At 66.1% G+C, this 19562-nt stretch carries 20 protein-coding genes; all 20 read left to right on the forward strand.

Translation table 11 applies throughout. From position 1 onward, the window contains the following. Window positions 1–66 precede the first annotated feature (66 nt). The 20 genes from ACNI65_RS09350 (at window position 67) to ACNI65_RS09445 (ending at window position 19560) form a co-directional block, all read left to right on the forward strand. A complete protein-coding gene (locus ACNI65_RS09350; RefSeq protein ID WP_416762570.1) occupies window positions 67–2106 on the forward strand; it encodes a type VI secretion system Vgr family protein in 2040 nt (679 codons plus the stop codon). A 14-nt stretch (window positions 2107–2120) separates the two neighbouring features. Next, window positions 2121–3515, forward strand: a complete 1395-nt coding sequence (locus ACNI65_RS09355; RefSeq protein ID WP_416762572.1) for a DUF2169 family type VI secretion system accessory protein — start codon at window positions 2121–2123, stop codon at window positions 3513–3515. Continuing rightward, window positions 3508–3864 (forward strand): DUF4150 domain-containing protein, encoded by a 357-nt coding sequence (locus ACNI65_RS09360; protein WP_416762573.1) that lies wholly within the window; start codon window positions 3508–3510, stop codon window positions 3862–3864. The genes ACNI65_RS09355 and ACNI65_RS09360 overlap by 8 nt, the downstream gene beginning before the upstream one ends. Before the next feature lie 4 nt (window positions 3865–3868). Beyond that, complete coding sequence (locus tag ACNI65_RS09365; RefSeq protein ID WP_416762575.1) at window positions 3869–4849, forward strand: hypothetical protein; 981 nt, start codon at window positions 3869–3871, stop codon at window positions 4847–4849. 7 nt (window positions 4850–4856) lie between these two features. Next, the gene (locus tag ACNI65_RS09370) at window positions 4857–5318 is read left to right on the forward strand and encodes a hypothetical protein (RefSeq protein WP_416762576.1); all 462 of its coding nucleotides are present in this window, start codon (window positions 4857–4859) and stop codon (window positions 5316–5318) included. A gap of 175 nt (window positions 5319–5493) precedes the next feature. Then, window positions 5494–6360, forward strand: a complete 867-nt coding sequence (locus ACNI65_RS09375; RefSeq protein ID WP_416762577.1) for a hypothetical protein — start codon at window positions 5494–5496, stop codon at window positions 6358–6360. 54 nt (window positions 6361–6414) lie between these two features. Next, entirely contained in the window at window positions 6415–6852 is a 438-nt protein-coding gene (locus tag ACNI65_RS09380; RefSeq protein ID WP_416762578.1) for a T6SS immunity protein Tdi1 domain-containing protein, read from the forward strand. A 39-nt stretch (window positions 6853–6891) separates the two neighbouring features. Further along, on the forward strand, window positions 6892–7377 hold the full coding sequence (locus ACNI65_RS09385; protein ID WP_416762579.1) for a hypothetical protein: 486 nt from the start codon (window positions 6892–6894) through the stop codon (window positions 7375–7377). After that, window positions 7370–7834 (forward strand): hypothetical protein, encoded by a 465-nt coding sequence (locus ACNI65_RS09390; protein ID WP_416762580.1) that lies wholly within the window; start codon window positions 7370–7372, stop codon window positions 7832–7834. The genes ACNI65_RS09385 and ACNI65_RS09390 overlap by 8 nt, the downstream gene beginning before the upstream one ends. Window positions 7835–7925: 91 nt before the next feature. Then, window positions 7926–8408, forward strand: a complete 483-nt coding sequence (locus ACNI65_RS09395) for a hypothetical protein (RefSeq protein ID WP_416762581.1) — start codon at window positions 7926–7928, stop codon at window positions 8406–8408. Window positions 8409–8456: 48 nt separating this feature from the next. Further along, window positions 8457–8939, forward strand: coding sequence for a hypothetical protein (locus ACNI65_RS09400; RefSeq protein ID WP_416762582.1), 483 nt, complete (start codon window positions 8457–8459; stop codon window positions 8937–8939). 78 nt (window positions 8940–9017) lie between these two features. Further along, the gene (locus tag ACNI65_RS09405) at window positions 9018–10040 is read left to right on the forward strand and encodes a hypothetical protein (protein WP_416762584.1); all 1023 of its coding nucleotides are present in this window, start codon (window positions 9018–9020) and stop codon (window positions 10038–10040) included. A 208-nt stretch (window positions 10041–10248) separates the two neighbouring features. Beyond that, window positions 10249–10770 (forward strand): hypothetical protein, encoded by a 522-nt coding sequence (locus tag ACNI65_RS09410; RefSeq protein WP_416762586.1) that lies wholly within the window; start codon window positions 10249–10251, stop codon window positions 10768–10770. 241 nt (window positions 10771–11011) lie between these two features. Beyond that, complete coding sequence (locus ACNI65_RS09415; protein WP_416762587.1) at window positions 11012–13249, forward strand: type VI secretion system Vgr family protein; 2238 nt, start codon at window positions 11012–11014, stop codon at window positions 13247–13249. A 1-nt stretch (window position 13250) separates the two neighbouring features. Beyond that, a complete protein-coding gene (locus ACNI65_RS09420) occupies window positions 13251–13910 on the forward strand; it encodes a DUF6484 domain-containing protein (RefSeq protein WP_416762588.1) in 660 nt (219 codons plus the stop codon). A gap of 22 nt (window positions 13911–13932) precedes the next feature. Then, window positions 13933–15009: a DUF2169 family type VI secretion system accessory protein gene (locus ACNI65_RS09425; protein WP_416762589.1), complete on the forward strand. Its 1077-nt coding sequence runs from the start codon at window positions 13933–13935 to the stop codon at window positions 15007–15009. Window position 15010: 1 nt separating this feature from the next. Beyond that, a complete protein-coding gene (locus tag ACNI65_RS09430; RefSeq protein WP_416762590.1) occupies window positions 15011–16165 on the forward strand; it encodes a beta-ketoacyl synthase N-terminal-like domain-containing protein in 1155 nt (384 codons plus the stop codon). Further along, window positions 16162–17547 carry a TIGR02270 family protein gene (locus ACNI65_RS09435; protein ID WP_416762591.1) on the forward strand — a complete coding sequence of 462 codons (1386 nt, stop codon included), beginning with the start codon at window positions 16162–16164 and terminating at the stop codon, window positions 17545–17547. The genes ACNI65_RS09430 and ACNI65_RS09435 overlap by 4 nt, the downstream gene beginning before the upstream one ends. 4 nt (window positions 17548–17551) lie before the next feature. Further along, the gene (locus ACNI65_RS09440; RefSeq protein WP_416762592.1) at window positions 17552–18547 is read left to right on the forward strand and encodes a DUF4150 domain-containing protein; all 996 of its coding nucleotides are present in this window, start codon (window positions 17552–17554) and stop codon (window positions 18545–18547) included. A gap of 32 nt (window positions 18548–18579) precedes the next feature. Continuing rightward, a complete protein-coding gene (locus tag ACNI65_RS09445) occupies window positions 18580–19560 on the forward strand; it encodes a type VI immunity family protein (RefSeq protein ID WP_416762593.1) in 981 nt (326 codons plus the stop codon). Window positions 19561–19562: the final 2 nt, after the last annotated feature.

The following is a 19562-nucleotide window of genomic DNA, read 5'->3' on the forward strand; positions in this document are numbered from 1 at the left end:
CTTTCGCCTCTTTCCCGCGCGATAGGCGCCCCCTACCGTGCGGGTCAGGGAGATCCAGCAAGACCTATGGCCTCACCGTTCCGCCTCAAGACCGCATTGCCTGAAGATGCCTTGCGCGTGCACTCGTGTGTGTCGCGCGAGGGCCTGAGCGATGCCGGAGACACCGTGCTGACGCTGCTCAGCGAGCGCAAGGACATCCAGGCCTCCGAGCTGCTGGGCAAGTCCGCGACGCTCACGATCGCGTTGCGCGACGATGCACCGCGCTACCTCAGCGGCTATGTGACGCGCTTCGCGCAGCGTGGCTTCGAGGGCAAGCACTGCGTCTACGAGATGCAGCTCAAGCCCTGGCTGTGGCTGCTGTCGCGCACCTCGGACTGCCGCATCTTCCAGGAGATGTCGGTGCCGGACATCGTCAAGCAGGTCTTCGAGGACCACCCGATCGCGCGCTACGAGTTCAAGCTGCTGCGCCCGTACCGGACCTGGAACTACTGCGTCCAGTACCGCGAGACCGACTTCAATTTCGTCGCTCGGCTGCTCGAGCACGAGGGCATCTACTGGTACGTCGAGCACGACGAGAGCGGCCACAAGGTGGTGCTGTGCGACTCCGCGAGCGGCCATGACGCGAAGGCGGGTTGCGAGTCGCTGCCGTTCTACGGCTCGGAGGCGCAGGCCGCGCCGCAGCTGGAATACGTGCAGAGCTGGGCCAGCGCGGAATGCGTGAAGCCGGGCAAGGTCGTGATCACCGATTACGACTTCCAGCGGCCGTCGACCTCGCTGGAGACCGATCAGAGCGTGGCGCGCAACTACGACCTGTCCGACGGCGAGATCTTCGATTACCCGGGCGGCTACATCCAGACGGGCGACGGGTCGCAGTACGTCGAGGATCGGCTCGACGAGCTGCAGACCGCCTTCAATACCTATGACGGCACGACGAACGCGCAGGGCGTCCAGACGGGCCATCTGCTGGCGCTGACGCGTCATCCGCGCGATACCGAGAACGCCCAGTACCTGATCACCGGCACGCAGATCAGCCTGCGCCAGGCGGCCAACGAGGCGGGCTCGGGCGAGACGGGGCTGCGTTGCAGCTTCAACTGCATTCCGGCGGCGCAGCAGTACCGGCCGCCGCGCAAGACGCCCAAGCCGCTGGTGGCGGGGCCGCAGACGGCGATCGTGACGGGTCCGGCGGGCGAGGAGATCCACACCGACAAGTTCGGGCGCGTGAAGGTGCAGTTCCACTGGGACCGCCGCGGCAAGCGCGACGAGCGCAGCTCGTGCTGGGTGAGCGTGGCGCATCCGTGGGCGGGCTCGAACTTCGGCGGCATCCACATTCCGCGGATCGGGCAGGAGGTGATCGTCGGGTTCATCGAGGGCGACCCCGATGCGCCGATCATCATGGGCCGCACCTACAACGGCGAGAACCTGCCGCCGTGGGACCTGCCGGCCAACGCGACGCAGAGCGGCTTCCTGACGCGCTCGACCAAGGGCGGGAGCTACGGCAACGCCAACGCGATCCGCTTCGAGGACAAGCAGGGCGACGAGCAGCTGTGGATCCACGCGGAGAAGAACCAGGACATCGAGGTCGAGAACGACGAGACGCACTGGGTCGGGCGTGACCGGACGAAGACGATCGACCGGCATGAGACGGTCCATGTGAAGGGCAACCGCACCGAGACTGTCGATCTCGACGAGACCATCACCGTTCATCAGAACCGGACGGAGCGGGTGGATCTCAATGAGACCGTGTCGATCGGGGACAACCGGTCGGTGACGATCGGGGGCATGAAGACCGAGACCATCGCGCTGGCCAAGGCCGAGACGATCGGGCTGGGCAAGGCGTTGACGATCGGTGCCGCGTATCAGACGACCGTCGGCGGGTTGATGAACACGACGGTGGGCCTGCAGCAATCGGAGCAGGTGGGCCTGAGCAAGACGACGCGCGTGGGCAAGACCTACGAGCTCGTTGCCGGTGACGCGATCCGCTTCGTCGTCGGCAAGGCCAGCCTGACGATGACCAAGGACGGCAAGGTGACCATCGTCGGATCGGAGTTCCTGTTCGACGCCTCGGGTCCGGTGCAGATCAACGGCAAAGACATCGACCTCAACTGAGGTCGGAGCCCGGCATGGAACTGGTCAACCTCACGCCGTTCGGCGCGGCCGGCTATCGCGGCATCGACACGCAGGATCGCGAGCACGAGGTCGTGGCGATGCGCACGGTCTACAAGCTCGTGCCTGCGTGGCAGCTCGAGGGCGCGGTACCTGCGACGAGCGGTCCGCTGCGCTTGGTGCCGCAGATCATCGACGCGGGCGCGCCGCCGCTGGTCACCGACGACCTGTACGTCGGCGAGGTCGGCCACAGCAGCGTGCGCGTGGAAAGCGATCTCGCGCCATTCAAGCTCAAGTGCGACGTGCTGGTGACGGGGCGCTCGCATGCGCCCGGTGGTGTCGCCAGCGAGGGATGGCTGGCCCGCGTGCGCGTGAGTCAACCCGCCCGTCATCCACAGGCCGATGCCGCCGCGGGCTACGAGCCTCCGCCGACCGATCCTGAAACGAGCTTCGCCGACCGGGTGGCCTGGCAGGAGCGCCGCCGCATCGCCATCGATGCGTGGCTGCGCGCGCCCGGACCGCAAGGGGAGCGCAACCGGGAGATGCTGCTCGACAAGGCGCTGCATCTGCGCGCGCCATCGGCCTTCGCGCCGGATGGGGCAGGCGGCTGGGAGCGTCGAGTCGAAGGGCCGGTGACGTCGGTGCCGCTGTTGTACGAGCTGGCCTACGGCGGCGCGAGCCGCGTGGCCAATCCCGACTTCGAGCAACGGCCCGATGAGCCCGAGCTGCTGCTCAACGAGGTGTGTTTCGTGAATCCGCTGGGCCGTGGATGGCTGCATGCGGACCTGGGGCGCGCGCTGCGAGATGCGCGTCTGCCGATGCCGGCCTCCTGGCCCGCGCCGCAGATCGAGCTGCCGGACGATCTCGTCGAGCGGCCCGACATCACGCAGCAGCCCGCGGGGCAACAGCCGCCGCAGATGCTGGAGCAGGCGACGAGATATGCGCATCGTCCAGCGGGATTCGGGCCCGTGGGTCGCGCATGGACGCCGCGCATCCAGCGTGCGGGCTCCTACGACGAGCAGTGGCTGGAGAGCCGGTGGCCGAATCTGCCGCGGGACTTCGACATGGCGTACTGGAATGCCGCGCCGCAGGACCAGCAGATCGCCTTCCCGAGACCGGATTGCTACCTCGAGCTGGGCAACCTGATCGATCCGGCGTTGTGCCCGAGCGGGTACGCGTTCATCGCGCTGCCGGGGCATCGGGCGTCGGTGCTGTTCCATCTGGAGAGCGGCCTGATGCTGGGCGGTGCGTGCGTGATCGACACGCTGCATGTGGATACCGAGGCGATGGAGTTGGCCATCGTGTGGCGCGCGAGCGTGTCGGCGGAGATGAACGTGAAGACGGCCGAGCTGAGGTTCGAGACCGATCTGGCGGCGCCGCTGTTCAAGATGGAGGAGGCCGCGCATGGCTAGCAACCTGGGGGCTCGCAAGGAAAGCGGCTGGGTGGTTTACAGCATGCCGCCGGACGTCTGCAAGACGCCGATGGGCAGCTCGATGGTCCCGGTGCCGTATCCGATCACGTCGCAGGTGAGCGCCGCGACGGGGGTGGTGAAGAGCGTGAAGCTCAACGGCAGTCCGGCGGTGGTCTTCGATCAGAGCAAGACACCGAGCAGCGTGGGCGACATGCCGGGTAGCGGCACGGGCATCAAGAGCGGGACGGTGGGCAAGAAGTGCGAGCCGATCGACAAGAGCTCGACGGTGCGCGCCGGCAAGAAGTGGCTGGTGCGGCACGGCGACAAGTTCTGGATGAACGGCGGCTGATCGCATGGGTAGCTACAACACGACAGGCATCCTGCAGAAGTCGCCCGCGGTCAGCGCGGGGAAGGCGGAGGATGCGAATGCAGGCGTGAAGATCGACCCGTCGGAGATCTCCAAGCTCGACGCGCTGCAGATGCTGCTGGATCTCGTCGGCCTGATCCCAGGTGCGGGCGCGCCGGCAGACATCCTGAACGGGCTGATCAGTGCGGGCCGAGGCGATTGGGTGGGCGCTGGGTTGTCGGTGCTCGGTGCCGTGCCCATCGCGGGCGAGGCCGCGACGGCCGGCAAGATCGCGCAGAAGTCCGAACGTTATGCGGCCGGCTTGAAGAAGGTGGCCGAAGAGGTGCTGCCTCATTTGCCCAAGCGCTTCCAGAAGCCTTTGCGGGAAGCGCTGGAGAAGGCGGAAGCGAAGCTGGATGAATTGGCTGGACGGCCTCCAAAGAAGAAGCCTGAAGCCGAGCCGCCGAAGGCCAAGAACGAGGGAAGCGACGGCGCGAAGGTCAACCCCAAGACTCAGAAGCCGCATCCTGATTGCGGTAAGGTCTCGTACTATCGCGCGGCTCCCAAGAAACTCGGTGAGTTGAATGCGGACCATGTGCCATCTGGAGCAGCGCTGAAAGCGGCCGCAGAACAGTATCTGAAGGAATCGGGGTTGCTTCGAAAGCTCTCTTCGAAGCAGTTGGAGTCGGTCCTGAATCGTGTTTACAACAATGCGAAGACGATCACCGTTCCGGAGGACGTCCACAAGGAAGGCAGAACATGGGGTCCGAAGAACAACGCGGGCCAAGTCTCTGGCGATTCCAAGGACCTCAAAGGAGCATTCCGAAAGGACGCGGCAGCAATTCAGAAGTCCATGGACACGAAGGATCATGGTTGCAGCGAAAAGTACGCCGAGGCCGTGAAGGAGCTTGAGAAATTTGACTTCGACCAGTACGTCAAGGACGCGGTCAGTAGTCACCGCGCAGTGAAGCCACTCTTGAAGAAGTAGATCAAACATGAACCTCGAACAACTGATTCCGTTCCTGGCCGATTCGACCGACAACGATCGATTCGATGACCTGATTCAGGAACTGGGATTCAAGGCAAGACCAAAGGGACCTGACTTGACGGTCTTTATTCGGACGCCTGACAAGAAGGTGACGCTTGAGTTCAGCGCTCGGCCGAGCTTCGAAGAGACGTTCGACGAAGTTCCGAAGTCGGCAGGCTCGTATCTCCTGGCAGCGATCGAGTCGGAAACGGGCGGCGCGGACCTGCCCTTCGGATTGACTTGGGAAATGCCCATCGCGTCGGTCAAGAGCTGCCTCGGCGAACCCGCCGAGCTAGACCCGAGCATTGCGACATTTATCCGTGAAGGCTTGCAGGTCACTTGCCGCTTCAAAGACAAGGCAATGACAAGACTGAGCTCAGTCACCATTTCGCTCGTGGACGTCTATGCAAAGAAGCGACTCGGACTCTGACAAGGCGTTTCCCACCGAGGGACTGTTAGGGTTCATAGGACGCTCGCCTACCAATCCGGACTTCGACGAGTGGTTGGGAACTCTGCGGATTCGCCACCGTCCGTTCACAGCGGAAGAAGACGAGTACTTCAAGCGAGACCCGTATCGCGCTGGCCGAAACGCACAGGCCAGCGAAGTGGACGAAGTCGAGCGGCACAGTCTTGCGCTGATCTACGACGCGAAGGAGCTCTACTGGTCGCTGGTGGCGAAACCCGATGAGGTTCCGCCACTTGACCCGGGTGCGTTCATTCTTCGCGAGGTCGCTTTCTTCGCTCCGGGTTTCCAGTCCTATCGTGGATTCGATGGGCCGCTTCCGGCGGGGCTCCGGTTTGGTCAGTCGGCAGCCGAGGCCAAGGCTCTTCTTGGTGAGCCGCTCGCGCGCCGCAATGTCCAGGAGCTGATGTCACTCCTCTGGGCGCCTGAGGATTGGGTTCTGAACGCCAGCTTCTTCGATGGAGAGGATGACCTGGGCGTCGTCCACCTACGTCGCCAGAACATCTATGACCGGCGAATGCTCGGAACCGAGTCGATGCCGCCGGATGAGGAACGTGGCGACCCCAACATGGCGATCAATGCGTTGGGGCGATCCCTGGTTGGTGCGCTTGCTGCTGAGACGCTGGCTCCCATTGGTTGGTCCGCGAAGCTGTTCGACTTCAGCAATGCGGGTGAGATCACCCACTACATGCCCTCGCACGGCGTAACGCTGTATGTTGGCGAGCATGGCCGACCGAACTCCACCTTGACCGGCATTCGATTCAATCGCCGCGGCGACATGAAGAGCGCGGGCTTCGAGGGTCGGATGCCGCATGGCATCGAGTTCCACGACACGCCGACGGTCGTGGAGCAGCGCATCGGGCGTCGACCGGACAAGATCACGCAGGCGCCGGACACGGGTTCGTATCTCTGGACGATGGACGGCTACGACCTGCATGTCATGTTCAGCTTGATCGACTATCAGGTCTATCGCGTTTCGCTGTTCTTGCCTCACTCGCCGAATGCGTGAGCATTGAGACAAGTGGCTCAAGGGGCGGTCGAGGGCCATTGATTGAGCACGTGGATGGACGGCACGCCATTCGTCGCCCAAGACGACTTTCACGTTTTCGCGCGCACGGCGTTTGGTAAGCTTGTCCTTTGGGGCGAGCGCACTGGGCAGTCCTTGAAGGTGAACTCTCCCTATGGGATGGTGTTTCCGTCCTTTGATAAAGAGGCATTCGATCGCCGCGGACCTGACAAGGCCCTGCAGTTGAGCTTCGCTTCATTCAACAGGGGCAACTTCGATCTCATCGACGAGGCTGGTGAATCGCTCTTCGACAAGGCGCTGGCGGCGTTGGGGCCGGTGGACAAGAACACCATGTACGGCTTCGCTCCTGCGCTGGCTGTCGGAGGTGCTGCCAAGGTGGAGGCGCTCAAGAAGGTGGACATCCATGTCCATCTGGATCTGCTTGCCCAAGTGACGCGGATCCAGATCATGGAAGACGTTCGCAAACTTGCATGACGCGTCGATTCAAAGGCGCATTGATCGTGGTGTCTCGCAATGAATGCTGAGAAGTCCGCCTCATGGGCCGATCGCCTGTGCGCGCTTAGAGGCTTGAAACCTTCTGCTCGAAGGGACGTTGACCTCGCTGATCTGTTTGATAAGCCGTTTGATGGCGGTAGCGAGAGGTGTATTGATCAGTTATTTCTGTCGTTTACATCGCAAATCGATTCATCTGTTTTGCAAGCAGCGGAGAACGCGTTTGGGCGTGTGGGTTACCCTGAATATTATCTAGGGCTGGGTCGCTGCTTCGAGGCGATGGCAGAGATCAACCCAAGGATTGCCGTCGAACGAATCAACTACCCTTCTAGGAAGTTGCTTGGCGAAGAAGTGGAAGAAGGCTTCCGTCTCTTCGTCTCAGGCCTCGGAAGCGTGGAGCTTTTGGAACTCATGCGACGCACGATCATTGAATGGCGGCTAATGGATAGTGAGCCCTATTGCTCATTCTTGTCCTTGGCGGGAGACGGTGAGGCGCGTCATGGATGATCTGTTGAACCAGTTTCTCTCGGATGGCGAGAAGTTGATGGTGAACGTTCCATTGGACTTCTTCGAAAACTATGGTGGTCAAGACGGTTCCCGGCCCAACGGGATCCACATCGTTTGGTTTATTGGATGGGCTCGCGCGTCCGGCCACTTGGCGCCAGACTTTAATGCAGCCATTCATGATTATTTGAAGTCCGGCGCCCAAGATGGTAAGTCTCTTCGTGACTTCTGTGCCGAGTACACCCAAGGGTCATTGAAGCCAGAGCATTTCTGCGAGGACGCACGAGCGTTTGCGCGAAGTTATTACACGACCGGCTGGGAATATCGGTATCTGCTGGATCTCGAGGCATTGTTCCCGGCTGTCGAGTCCTTCGATCAGTTGGTCGATGAGCCGGAGAACTACGAAGCTGTCAGTCGAATCATTTTGAAGCGATTCGCTGAGTTCCAGGCTGCGACTTGAATGGCTCCGGGTCTTGCATTGACGATGCAGCATGGACGTTGTCGTATGGCTGCGAGCCCATTTCGCCCGGACCGTTGAATGGAATAGTTAGATGAATGCAGACAAGTTTGTGCAGTTGATCGGCTTCACTGAAACCGACGAGGCGTTGCTTGCGGCAGTAGAGGCAGGCGGAGGTGATCTGACTGGCTTGACGCCTAAGCGCTTTCGCGACTACGGCAACGCCTACGTACGTTTCCCCGATCACGGTGTGGAGCTGGTATTCGTAAGTCGTGCGATGTTCGAGGAAGAACGAGATACACCGCGGGGTAGCGGAAAGTACGCACTCGAAGCTGTATTTTGCTTTCCGAACGGTGGAGACGACGCGCCGTATCTTGGGCCAGCGCCATTCACGGATGTAAGACTCAGCGCCCGAGCGGAAGCTCTTGCCGCCTACGGGGAACCGTTCGATACGGAAGAGTCGGATGGGATGTTTGAATCTGATGACTGGTCCAAGGCGGGGCTGCAGATCAGTTGCGCCTACAACGACAATCAGAGCATTGCCAACATCTGCGTGATGCCGCCTTACAAGGGCTGAGAGCCTGAGAAGAAATTCGGGATCATCCTTCTTGGGAGAATTATCTTCATGCGAATCGAAGAATTGCACAACGTTCTTGGTCTGACGAACGTAGATGCACTGCTACAACAGGCGATTGAAGCCGCGGGCGGATCGGTCCAAGTGCTGTCACCCAAGAAGATTCGCGAGCTGGGTTCGGACTTTGTGAATATAAACGACAAAGGTGTGTCGCTGTCCTTTCTGTCACGAGGCGATTACGAGGATGAGCATGGTGTCCCGCGAGGCGCAGGTCCTTATGTCCTGGCATGCATCTTCTACTTTCCTTTCGGCGAAGGCGATGCCCAGGCTTATGAAGGAGTGGCGCCTTTTGCAGACGCGTCATTGAAGTCAAGGGACGATGCGCTGCGAGCGTATGGCGCGCCGCATAAGACCGAAGAGGACGAGGGGGAGATTGAATGGGACGAATGGATCAAGGGCGGTCGGCAGTTGCGTGTTTCTTACACTAGCGAATTGGCAATTCAGGATATTTCTGTTGCTGTTCCACGGGCGTGATCGACTATCAGGTCTATCGCGTTTCGCTGTTCTTGCCTCACTCGTCGAATTCATGATCAACACGATGAATCCAGTGTCATGAGCAGACCATCAAAGGACGATGTCTCGTCGGTCTATTTTTTGGACGGCGTCGTCATCGCGCCCGACTTCGTATTCATCGCCACGCAGCTTGATTCGTTGGACCCGGACGAAACGGCGCACACGCGCATGTCCACGTACAACCCGAGCCAGCAGGAGCTTCCCTTCGGCTTCTTTGATCTCGAGGACAACATCGTTTCCGTCCACGCTTACTGGACGCTGCCGGAGGACAAGAAGCGCTTCGCCTGTCTGGGGCGACATGGAGCCGTTCATTTCGTTCGCGGCAGCACAGGTGAGAAGCGCACGGAGAAGATCCCCGGAAGCGGGATGCTGGACGGTGACTTTGGCGGCCTCATGAGCAATCTGCGAGAAATCGATGGTGAGCTCTGGGCGTGCGGTCAGCACGGCCAGGTCTATCGGCGAGTAGGTGTCGACGATTGGCGCGAAGTCGACCAAGGGATTCGAGTGAAGGTCGACCCGACGGAGTACGGACCGGATCGAATCGAAGAGATGCTCGATCTCATGTCGTCCTCGCCCATGTTGAGCTGCGTCGACGGCAACAACTCCTCCGACGTCTATGTCGTTGGAATGCAAGGCCACATGGCGCATTTCGACGGACGGACATGGTCCAAGATCGAGCTCCCCGTCGACGAGCATCTGGAATGGGTCCGTTGCATCGGTCCCGACGAGGTCTGGGTCTGCGGCTACAACGGCACGCTGCTCAAAGGCAGTGCCAGGACGGGTTTCAAGAGCTTGAGCGGCTTGAACGATCACCAAACCTTCGTGTGCCTCGCGAAGTTCAACGGGGTGGTCTATCTGAGCGCCGAGGAAGGGCTCTTCGAATTCGATGGGAAGGAGATCAGCGAGGTCAGGTCCAAGCTCAAGCCCGAGATCCAAGACGCATGGCGTCTCGATCACGCCGATGGTGTGTTGTGGAGCGTGGGTGTGACGGATCTCGTCCGCTTTGATGGCAACAAGTGGGTCCGGATTCAGGATCCAGATAACCCTCCTATTGGCGAATGAGGGCGACCGCTCATCGACCTCAGCCGGGAGCGAGAGTCAAACCAACGTCGAATTGCCGCAACAGCAGATGGAATTGCTGCTGACCCTGCGCAGCGAGTTGCCAGGTGGCGAAGCGCGTACCCGGCAGGTCGCGATTTCATATCGGTTTGAATGACGATATCGGCCGCCACCCCCGTGAACCCCTCAGTTCGCGTTATCGTCCACCCCCATGACCACCGTCGCCACTGCCCCGTCCTTGCCCAACCTCCCCAGCCTGATCGGTCTGACCGAGGTGGATGCTCCGCTGATCGCCGCCGTCCTGGCGTACACCACGCCCCCAGGCACACCGGCCCCCACCGAGCTCTCCCAGAAGCGCAAGAAGGAGATCCGCGCCGGGTTCGTGCTCCTCAAGGAAGCCGGCGTGGTCCTGTCCTTCACCCCGCGCGAGGCCCATGCCACCGACTTCGGCGAGCCCCTGGGCCCCGGCACCCACGTGCTCAGCGCCGTCTTCTACTACCCCGAGGGCAGCGAGGAAGTCGATCCCTACGAGGGTGACGCGCCCCTGGCCAACGCCCCCGTCACGACCCGCGAGGCCGCCATCGCCGCCTACGGCGAGGCCCTCGACGGCGAGGAAGAGGAGGGCGTCTTCGAGTGGGAACAATGGCAGATCGACGGCCGCGAGATCACCGCGGACTACGCCGACGACGGTGCCGTGCTCACCCTCACCGTGTCCCTCCCGCTGCCGATGTAACGCGTCTGTAGCGCGACGTCCCCCCCACGAGTGACACGCCGAGGGGCGCAGGCGGGAGGGGCCGCTAGGCGCGAACCGCAGCCATAGCGGCGCTATGGCGAGGATTCGCAACAACGCGGACGCCCCGCCTGCGTCCCTCGGCGAATGACTTTGGTCGCTTTCGACGGGGAGCGACCACGCCTACCGTGAAGGACCGTCAGGTGAAGGACCGTGTGTTCCGGTCCGCCGCGACGGTCCGCTCATGGCCGCACCATTCCGCCTCAAGACCGCTCTCGCCGACGATCTCCTGCGCGTGCACGCCTGCGCGTCCCGCGAGGCGCTGAGCGACCTCGGCGAATCCACCCTCACGCTCCTCTCCGAGCGCAAGGACATCCGCGCCGCCGAGCTCCTCGGCAAGCCCGCCACGCTCACCATGGCGCTGCGCGACGACGCCCCCCGCCATCTCTCCGGCTACGTCACCCGCTTCGCGCAGACCGGCTTCGAGGGCAAGCACACCGTCTACCAGATGACGCTGCGGCCGTGGCTCTGGCTGCTCACCCGCACCGCCGACTGCCGCATCTTCCAGGAGATGACCGTCCCCGACATCGTCAAGGCGGTCTTCGACGACCACCCCGTCGCGCGCCACGAGTTCAAGCTCATGCGGGCCTACCGCCCCTGGACCTATTGCGTCCAGTACCGCGAGACCGACTTCAACTTCGTCGCCCGCCTCCTCGAGCAGGAAGGCATCTACTGGTACTTCACCCACGACGAGGGCGGCCACACCCTCGTGCTCACCGACGCCGCCTCCGCCCATGACTGCGCACCCGGTTGCGAGTCGCTGCCGTTCTACGGCGGCGTGAACAACGCCCCGCCCGAGCTCGAGTACGTCGACGCCTGGGTCACGCAGGAGAGCCTCAAGCCCGGCAAGGTCGTCATCACCGACTACGACTTCGAGCGCCCGTCCACCTCGCTGGAAACCAAGCAGGACCGCGCCCGCGACTACGACCTCTCCGACGGCGAGATCTTCGACTACCCCGGCGGCTACGTGCAGAGCAGCGATGGCGCCCAGTACGTCGAGGACCGGCTCGACGAGATCCAGACCGCCTACGCGCGCTTCGACGGCGACACCAACGCGCAGGGCGTGCGCACCGGCCACCTGCTGTCGCTGGCGCGCCATCCGCGCGAGGACCAGAACGCCAAGTACCTCGTCATCGGCACCACCACGCAGATGCGCCAGGCCGCCACCGAGTCCGACTCCGGCGAATCGGGCCTGCGCTGCCGCTTCCACGCCATCCCGGCCGACCAGCAGTTCCGCCCCGAGCGCCGCACGCCCAAGCCCATGGCCCCCGGCCCGCAGACCGCCATCGTCACCGGCCCCTCAGGCGAGGAGATCTTCACCGACAAGTACGGCCGCGTGAAAGTCCAATTCCACTGGGACCGCCGCGGTCAGCGCAACGAGACCAGCTCGTGCTGGATCCGCGTCTCGCAGCCCTGGGCCGGCAAGGGCTGGGGCGGCGTCTCCATCCCGCGCATCGGCCAGGAGGTCGTCGTCGACTTCGTCGAGGGCGACCCCGATCAGCCGCTCATCACCGGCCGCGTCTACAACGCCGAGCAGATGCCGCCGTACGGCCTGCCCGCCGCCGCCGTCATCAGCGGCATCAAGTCCAAGACGCACAAGGGCGCCGGCTACAACGAGCTGTCGATGGACGACACCGCCGGCAAGGAAATGATCACGATCCACGGCCAGTACGACATGGCCACCACGATCGAGCACGACCAGACCTCCACCATCCACAACAACCGCACCGACACCGTCGACGTCGACGACTCGGAGACCGTGGGCAACAACCAGACGCAGAGCGTCGGCGTGAACCAGACCATCAGCGTGGGCGCGGACCGCAGCAAGTCCATCGGCGCCAACGAGACCGTCAGCGTCGGCGCCAACCGCACCGAGTCCGTGGGCGCCAACGAGACGATCACCGTCGGCGCGCATCGCACCGAGACCGTCGGCGCCGGCGAGACGCTCACCATCAACGCCGGCCAGACCGTCACCGTCAACGGCATGCGCAGCCACACCGTCAACGGCGTGCAGACCACCACCATCTCGCTGGCCGAGGCCCACACCGTGGGCGCCGCGCGCGCACACACCGTCGGCGCGGCCGAGGCGATCACCGTGGGCGGCGCGCAGATGGTGTCCATCGGCGGCCTGCAGCGCGTGAACGTCGGCGCCCTGCAATCCATCGGCGTGGGCGGCCCGCACAAGCTGTCGGCCGCCACCATCGGCCAGACCGCCAAGGGCACCTACAAGACCAAGGCCGGCGGCAGCGCCACGATCGAGGCGCCGTCGATCACGCTCAAGGCCGGCGGCAGCAAGATCGTCATGGACTCCAGCGGCATCACCATCTCCGCGTCCAAGATCACCGTCAAGGCCAGCGGCACCGTGAGCGTCAAGGGCAGCGGCGGCGTCGCCGTCAAGGGCGCCAAGATCGGAGAGAACTGACATGGCCGAGCACCGCCGCAATTCCGGCCCGCTGGGCGCCGAGCCCAGCCCGGGCCCCCATCGCCGCCGCGGTGACGTCACCGCCGCCGTGCATGCCGCCGAGCAGTTGATGGACCGCGTGCGGCTCGTCGACGCGGGCGTGCTCGTCGGCGTCTTCTGCGGGTTCGACGCGCAGGGCCGATTCCTCGTGCGCATGGCCAAGGGCCTGCCGCCGGTGGCGGCGCTGTCCGTGGTCGGACTGCGCGTCGAGGACGAGGGCGACGAGGTCATCGTCTCGCTCGAACGCGGCGACCCGCTGCGCCCGGTGATCCTCGGCCGTGCGCTGCGCACCGCCGCGGATGAGGCCCTGCAGCCCGTCGCCCGTCCCGGCGAGGCGCTCCAACCTGAATTTCATCCCGAGGCGCCGGCGATCGCAGAGCCGGTGACCTCGCCGCGCTCCGACGACACCAGCGACACACCGGGGCTCACCACCCACGGGCAGACGCTGGTCGTCGACGGCCAGCGCGTGGTGCTCAACGGGGCCAAGCAGGTCGAGCTGCGTTGCGGTCAGGCCAGCATCGTGCTGACCGCCGCCGGCAAGATCCTGATCAAGGGCACCTACGTGATGAGCCGCTCCAGCGGCGCGAACCGCATCAAGGGCGCGTTCGTCGACATCAATTGATGGCGCGACGCGGCGTTTCCCGATGTGGCAACTGGACAACCGCACGCCCTTCGCCGCCGAGCGCGGCTGGGTGCGCGACCGCGACGGCACCGAGATCTGGCTGGTCGCGGTCAAGGCCAGCTTCACGCTGCAGGCCGACGGCGCGGCGCGGGTGGCCGGGTCACAGCCCGAGGTGCTGCGCGGCCCGCTGCATCGCGGCGACGCCACGTCGACCAGTCTGGCGGCCGATGCCGACCTGATCCGGACCAAGGTCGCCACCGATGTGCTGCTCGACGGCCACGCGCATGCGCCGGGCGGTGAGCCCGTGACCGAGCTCGACGTGGGCCTGGCCGTCGCCGGCCGGGCCAAGGTGCTGAAGGTCTTCGGCGATCGCGTGTGGCAGGGCCGCTCGATCGGCCGGCCCGCGCCGTTCACCGCGATGCCCATCGTCTGGGAACGCGCGTTCGGCGGTGCCGATCCGAAGGCCGAGCCCGCCGCGTGGGACGAGCGCAATCCGGTGGGGCAGGGCTTCGCGACGCAGGCCGAGCACGTCGATGGCCGTCCGCTGCCCAACATCGAGCACCCCGACCACCTGATCCACGGCTGGAAGGACCGGCCCGAGCCGGCCGGCTTCGGCCCCTTGTGCAGCCACTGGACCGAGCGGCGGCGCTTCGCCGGCACCTACGACGACCGCTGGCAGCGCGAGCGCCTGCCGCTGCTGCCCCACGACTTCGACGACCGCCATTACCAATGCGCGCCCGCGGACCAGCAGCATCCGGGCTTCCTGCGCGGCGGCGAGGCGGTCACGCTGCTCAACCTCACGCCGGGCGGCGGCACCTGGCGCTTCGCGCTGCCGCGCGTGTTCCTCGGGATGGAGACCGTCTTCGGCGACGGCCATCGCGAGACACACGTGCCGCCGCGGCTGCACACGGTGCTGATCGCGCCCGATGAGCGCCGGGTCTCGCTCGTGTGGCACAGCGCGCTGCCCTGCCATCCGCGCGTGCTCAAGCTCGAGCGCACCCGGTTGTGGCTCAAGCAGGACCTGCGCGACGGACAGCTCGGCCCGGCGCATGCCGAGCCGGACGAGGACGCGCCGGCCCCGCGCGTGGAGGCGGCCTGACATGCACGATCTCCGCAAGACGCAAACGAGCGGCACCGCCGATGCCCAGGGCGCGGCGGACCCGGGCGCCGGACTGCGCGTGCTGGCCATCGGCGCGTGCACGCCGGTCGGCGGCACCGCGCGCGCGACCGCCGCCGCCGTGCGTGCCGGCCTCTGCGGTTTCGTCGAGCACGACTACCTGGTCGACGACGCGGGCGAGCCGATGCGCGTGGCCCGTGTGGCCTCGATCGACCCGGAGCTGCAGGGACCGGAGCGCCTCGTGGCGCTGCTGGCGCCAGCGCTGGATGAAGTGCTGACCGACGTGCGCGCGGCGCCGCGGGGACGCATCGGCGTGGCGGTGGCGCTGCCGCCGACGCGACCGGGTGGTCCCGGCGCGGCGCCTGGACAGGACCCGGACGCCGGACCCGCGGCGCAGGCCGTGCGGGCGCTGTGCCGCGCGCGGCTTGGCGAGCGCCTGGGGCCGTTCCAGGCTTTCCCGAGCGGCCATGCCGGCGGCTTCCAGGCGCTGGATCAGGCCCGGACCTGGCTGCGCGCCGGGCAGGCGGAGGCGGTCATCGTCGCCGGGGTGGACTCCTACCTCGCGCCGCTGACGCTTGAATGGCTGGAGGCCGAGGGCCAGTTGCACGGCGCGGGCCTGACCAACAACGCCTACGGCTTCGTGCCGGGCGAGGCCGCCGGCGCACTGCTGCTGGCGAGCGCGGCGGTGAACTCCGCGAGCGCTTCCGGCGCGGACCCCGCATGGGCGGAGCTGCTCGCGGTCGGACTGGGCCGCGAGACCCGATTGAACAAGAGCGACGGCGTGTGCGTCGGCGAGGGCCTGACACAGGCCCTGCGGCACGCGCTGGATGAGGTGGCGACGCAAGGAATGATCGACAACGTGGTCTGTGACATGAATGGCGAGGCGTACCGCGCCGATGAATACGGCTTCAGCGGGCTGCGCGTGCGCGACCGGCTGCGCGATCCGACGGACTTCCTCGCGCCGGCCGACTGCTGGGGCGACGTGGGCGCGGCGGGCGCGCCGCTGCATCTGCTGCTGGCCGCGTCGGCCGGCCGCAAGGGCCATGCCAAGGGGCCGCTGTCGCTGCTCTGGGGCAGCTCCGATGGTGGCGAGCGCGGCGCCGCGGTCATCCGCGCCCGCGTGGCGCAACGGACATGACGATGGACAACGGGCGATTGCAGACCGGCACGGGCGCGGCATCCGGCACGGCATCCGGGGCGCCATCGGGCGTCGGTGCGGGCATGGGTGCGGGCGAGGTCTCGTCCTTCGCGCCGGTCACCGCCGATCAGATCGAGACCTACCGCGACGAGGCCGCCTTCCTCTGGACGCAGCGGCGCGACGCGCTGGACGCGCCGCATTACTCGCCGCGACAGTTCGCCGACCTGGACGAGCAGCTCGCCGCGCAGCTCGACGGCCTGGCCGAGGCCGGTGACGAGGCCTGGCCGCCGTGCGAGGCCGCGCTGATCAACGACTGCGCCGAGGACTTCTTCGTCGCCGGCGTGCTGGCGCTCAACGGCCGCGCGGCCGCGTGGTCCTCGCTGGTGCGCCGCGCCCGCGAGGCGCCGGAAGCCGCGCCCGGACTGGCCGCGGCGCTGGCCTGGGTCGGCCCCAACGAGGCGCTGCAGGCCGAGGCGCTGATGTCGGCCGAGGATTCGCTGAGCCGACGCCTCACGCTGGAGGCCTACGGCGCGCACCGGCTGGACGCGGGCGAGCGCTGGTCGGTGTCGATGCGCTCGACGAATGCGGGCGAACGCGCCCGCGCGCTGCGCCTGGCCGGCGAGCTCGGCCGCGTGGACGGCCTGAACGCGGTGCTGGAGCTGATCAGCGACGAGAAGAGCGAGCCGCGCTTCTGGGCGCTGTGGTCGGGCGTGCTGCTGGGCGACCGCGGCAAGGCGCTCGCCGCGCTGACCGGCGCGGCGCTGCGGCCGGGAACGCGGCAGATGGATGCCTTCCGGCTGGCCGTGCTGGCGCTGCCGGTGGAGGACGGCCATCGGCTGCTCGTCGAGGCCGAATCGATGGCTGGCGCGGCCCGGCTGCGCGTCATCGGCGCGGGGCTGTCGGGCCAGTTGCGCTACGTGCCGTGGCTCGTGGACCAGATGACCCAGCCGGCGCTCGCGCGCATCGCGCTGGAGGCCTTCTGCCTGATCGTCGGCGCGGACGTCAATGTCGACGGCCTGGAGGCGACGCCGCCCGAGGACCTCGAGGAAGGCCCCAACGAGGACCCCGAGGACGACGACGTCGAGCTGCCCGTGGACGTGGCCTTGCCGTGGCCGCAGGTGGAGCGGGTGCGCGCGTGGTGGCTGTCGCACCAGTCGCGCCTGCCGGCGCTGACGGGACAGCCCGCGACCGCGCGCTACTTCCTGGGCGAACCGCTGAGCGAGCTGCAATGCCTGCGCGTGCTGCGCGACGGGCATCAGCGCGCGCGCGCGCTGGCCGCGCTGCACCTGTGCCTGCTGCGTCCGGGCACGCCGCTGTTCCCGGTGGAGGCGCCGGCCTGGCGGCAGCGGCGGCGGCTGGACGTCCTCGGCGCGGGGGACTGACGCCATGGCGGCCACGATCAAGGTCAACGGGACCGTGCATTCGCTGGTCCACAAGTTCAGCAACGGCATCACCATCGCCACGATCCCCGACGTCTGCAAGACGCCGAGTCCCGGCGGCCCGGTGCCGATCCCGTATCCCAACATCGCCCAGTCGATCACGCTGGCCGACGGCACCACCACCGTCAAGGGCGACAAGACGATGGCCGCGGTGAAGGGGTCCAAGTTCGCGCTCTCCAATGGCGACAACCCCGGCGTGGCCGGCGGCGTGAAGTCCAGCACCTTCATGAAGGAGGCCACCTGGATCCTCTACTCGTTCACCGTGAAGATGAACAAGAAGAACGCCGCGCGGTTCATGGACAAGATGTTCCACAACCATGAGAACGCCGCGAATCTGAGCGGCGCGATCAACCCGCCGGTGACGATCGAGGTCTTCGAGCAGATCCTCAAGGACTGCATCGAGGCCGCCGCGGCCTCGGTCAACAAGAAGCACCTGGGCAGCCCGTCGGGCCCCAAGACCAAGGCCGCGTGGCAGCGTTTCTGCAAGAGCGTGGTCGGCAAGGACGCGCGCGGCAAGGACATCACCGGCGCGATGCAGCGCGGCACCGACATCGGCGAGGAGGCCGAGGCCTGCGTCAACGAGAAGATGGAGGCCCAGGGGCGCGGCAACGAGGTGTCGACCGAGCAGTCCTACAACGGCACCGCCAAAGGCCCGCAGGCGGTGGGCAATCGCGGCGACGTGATCAAGGGCTCGCAGCGGCCCGACGTCGTGCTGCACGAGGCCGGCAACCCCAACGCCGTGCGCGCGGTCTACGACTTCAAGGCGCCATGCCCGCCGTCCAACATGCCGCACTGGGGCGATCGCGGCGCCTTCGACCAGGGCGAGCTCTACATGCATGTGTTCCGGCAGGTGCCCAAGATCGTCGCGCCGGGTTATCGCATCGCGCCCTTCGCCACGCCGGTCATGAAGGGCGTCGCCCGGCTGCTGGGCCTCCCGATCTGACCGCCTACGATGACCGCCCCGGAGGATCCGACTTGAGCGACACGACATCCCCGACTTCGCCGAGCGGCGCACCCGCTGGCGAGCTGCCGCGTTACCAGATCGACGTCGAGGCCGGCGTGCCGGTGCTGCGCGACGGCTGGACGGCGGTGTTCTATCTGAGCGGGCCCTGTGAGCAGCATCAGGCCGCCGCCGCGCGCTGCATCGCCGAGTACCTGCGACTGGTCCACGAGCCCGCGCTGCGCTGGACGATCGACGAGGAGGGCGACGCCGTCGAGCTGGACGACGCCGAGATCAACGGCCGCCTGGACGAGCTGGCGCAGCCGGGCGAGGAATCGGTCGGTTTCCGGCTGATGGACAACCCCGAGGGCGTGAGCGCCCATCGCGTGCGTTACATCGGCTTGCACACTGACGATCCGATCGCGGCGATGCGGCCCGACGCGGTGAGCCTGCTGCAGCTGACCTACGCGACCGAGACGGTGGAGCGGATCGGGCTGGAGCGTTTCGTGCGTTTCCACGACGCCGTGGCCGAGACCTTGCCGCTGTCCTTCGGCTACGTGTCGCCGGCCTTCCTGGCCGCGACCGGCGCCGGCGAGCCGCCCGCGTTCGAGCGGATCCGCGGCTGGAGCCGGCGTTTCCCGTGCCTGGACGTGAGCCATGTCTCCATCGACACCCTGACGCTGGGCGATCGCGTGCGCGGCGCCTACTGGCTGAGCTACCTGGGGCCGCGCAACGTGGAGGCGCTGGGCGGCGAGCCCGCGCTGCGTGCCGCGCTCACTGCGGCGGCTGGGGAGGGCGTGGGCGTGCGGGCTCTGCCTGGGGGCGTGCTGGCGCTGCAGGTCGAGGCCGCGCCGATCTCGGGGGATGTCAACCGGCGCGAGGACGTCGGCGCGTACCGGGCGCTGGCGGCCTGCCTGGAACCGCGCCTGTACGAGCCCGAGATCGCGTTCCCCGAGTTCGAGCTCGAGGACACGCAGGCATGGTTCCGGCGCTTCCTGGAGGACAAGCACGCGTAGCG

Origin of the sequence: Roseateles sp. So40a (genome assembly GCF_048081605.1) — a bacterium.
GTDB lineage: Bacteria > Pseudomonadota > Gammaproteobacteria > Burkholderiales > Burkholderiaceae_C > Roseateles.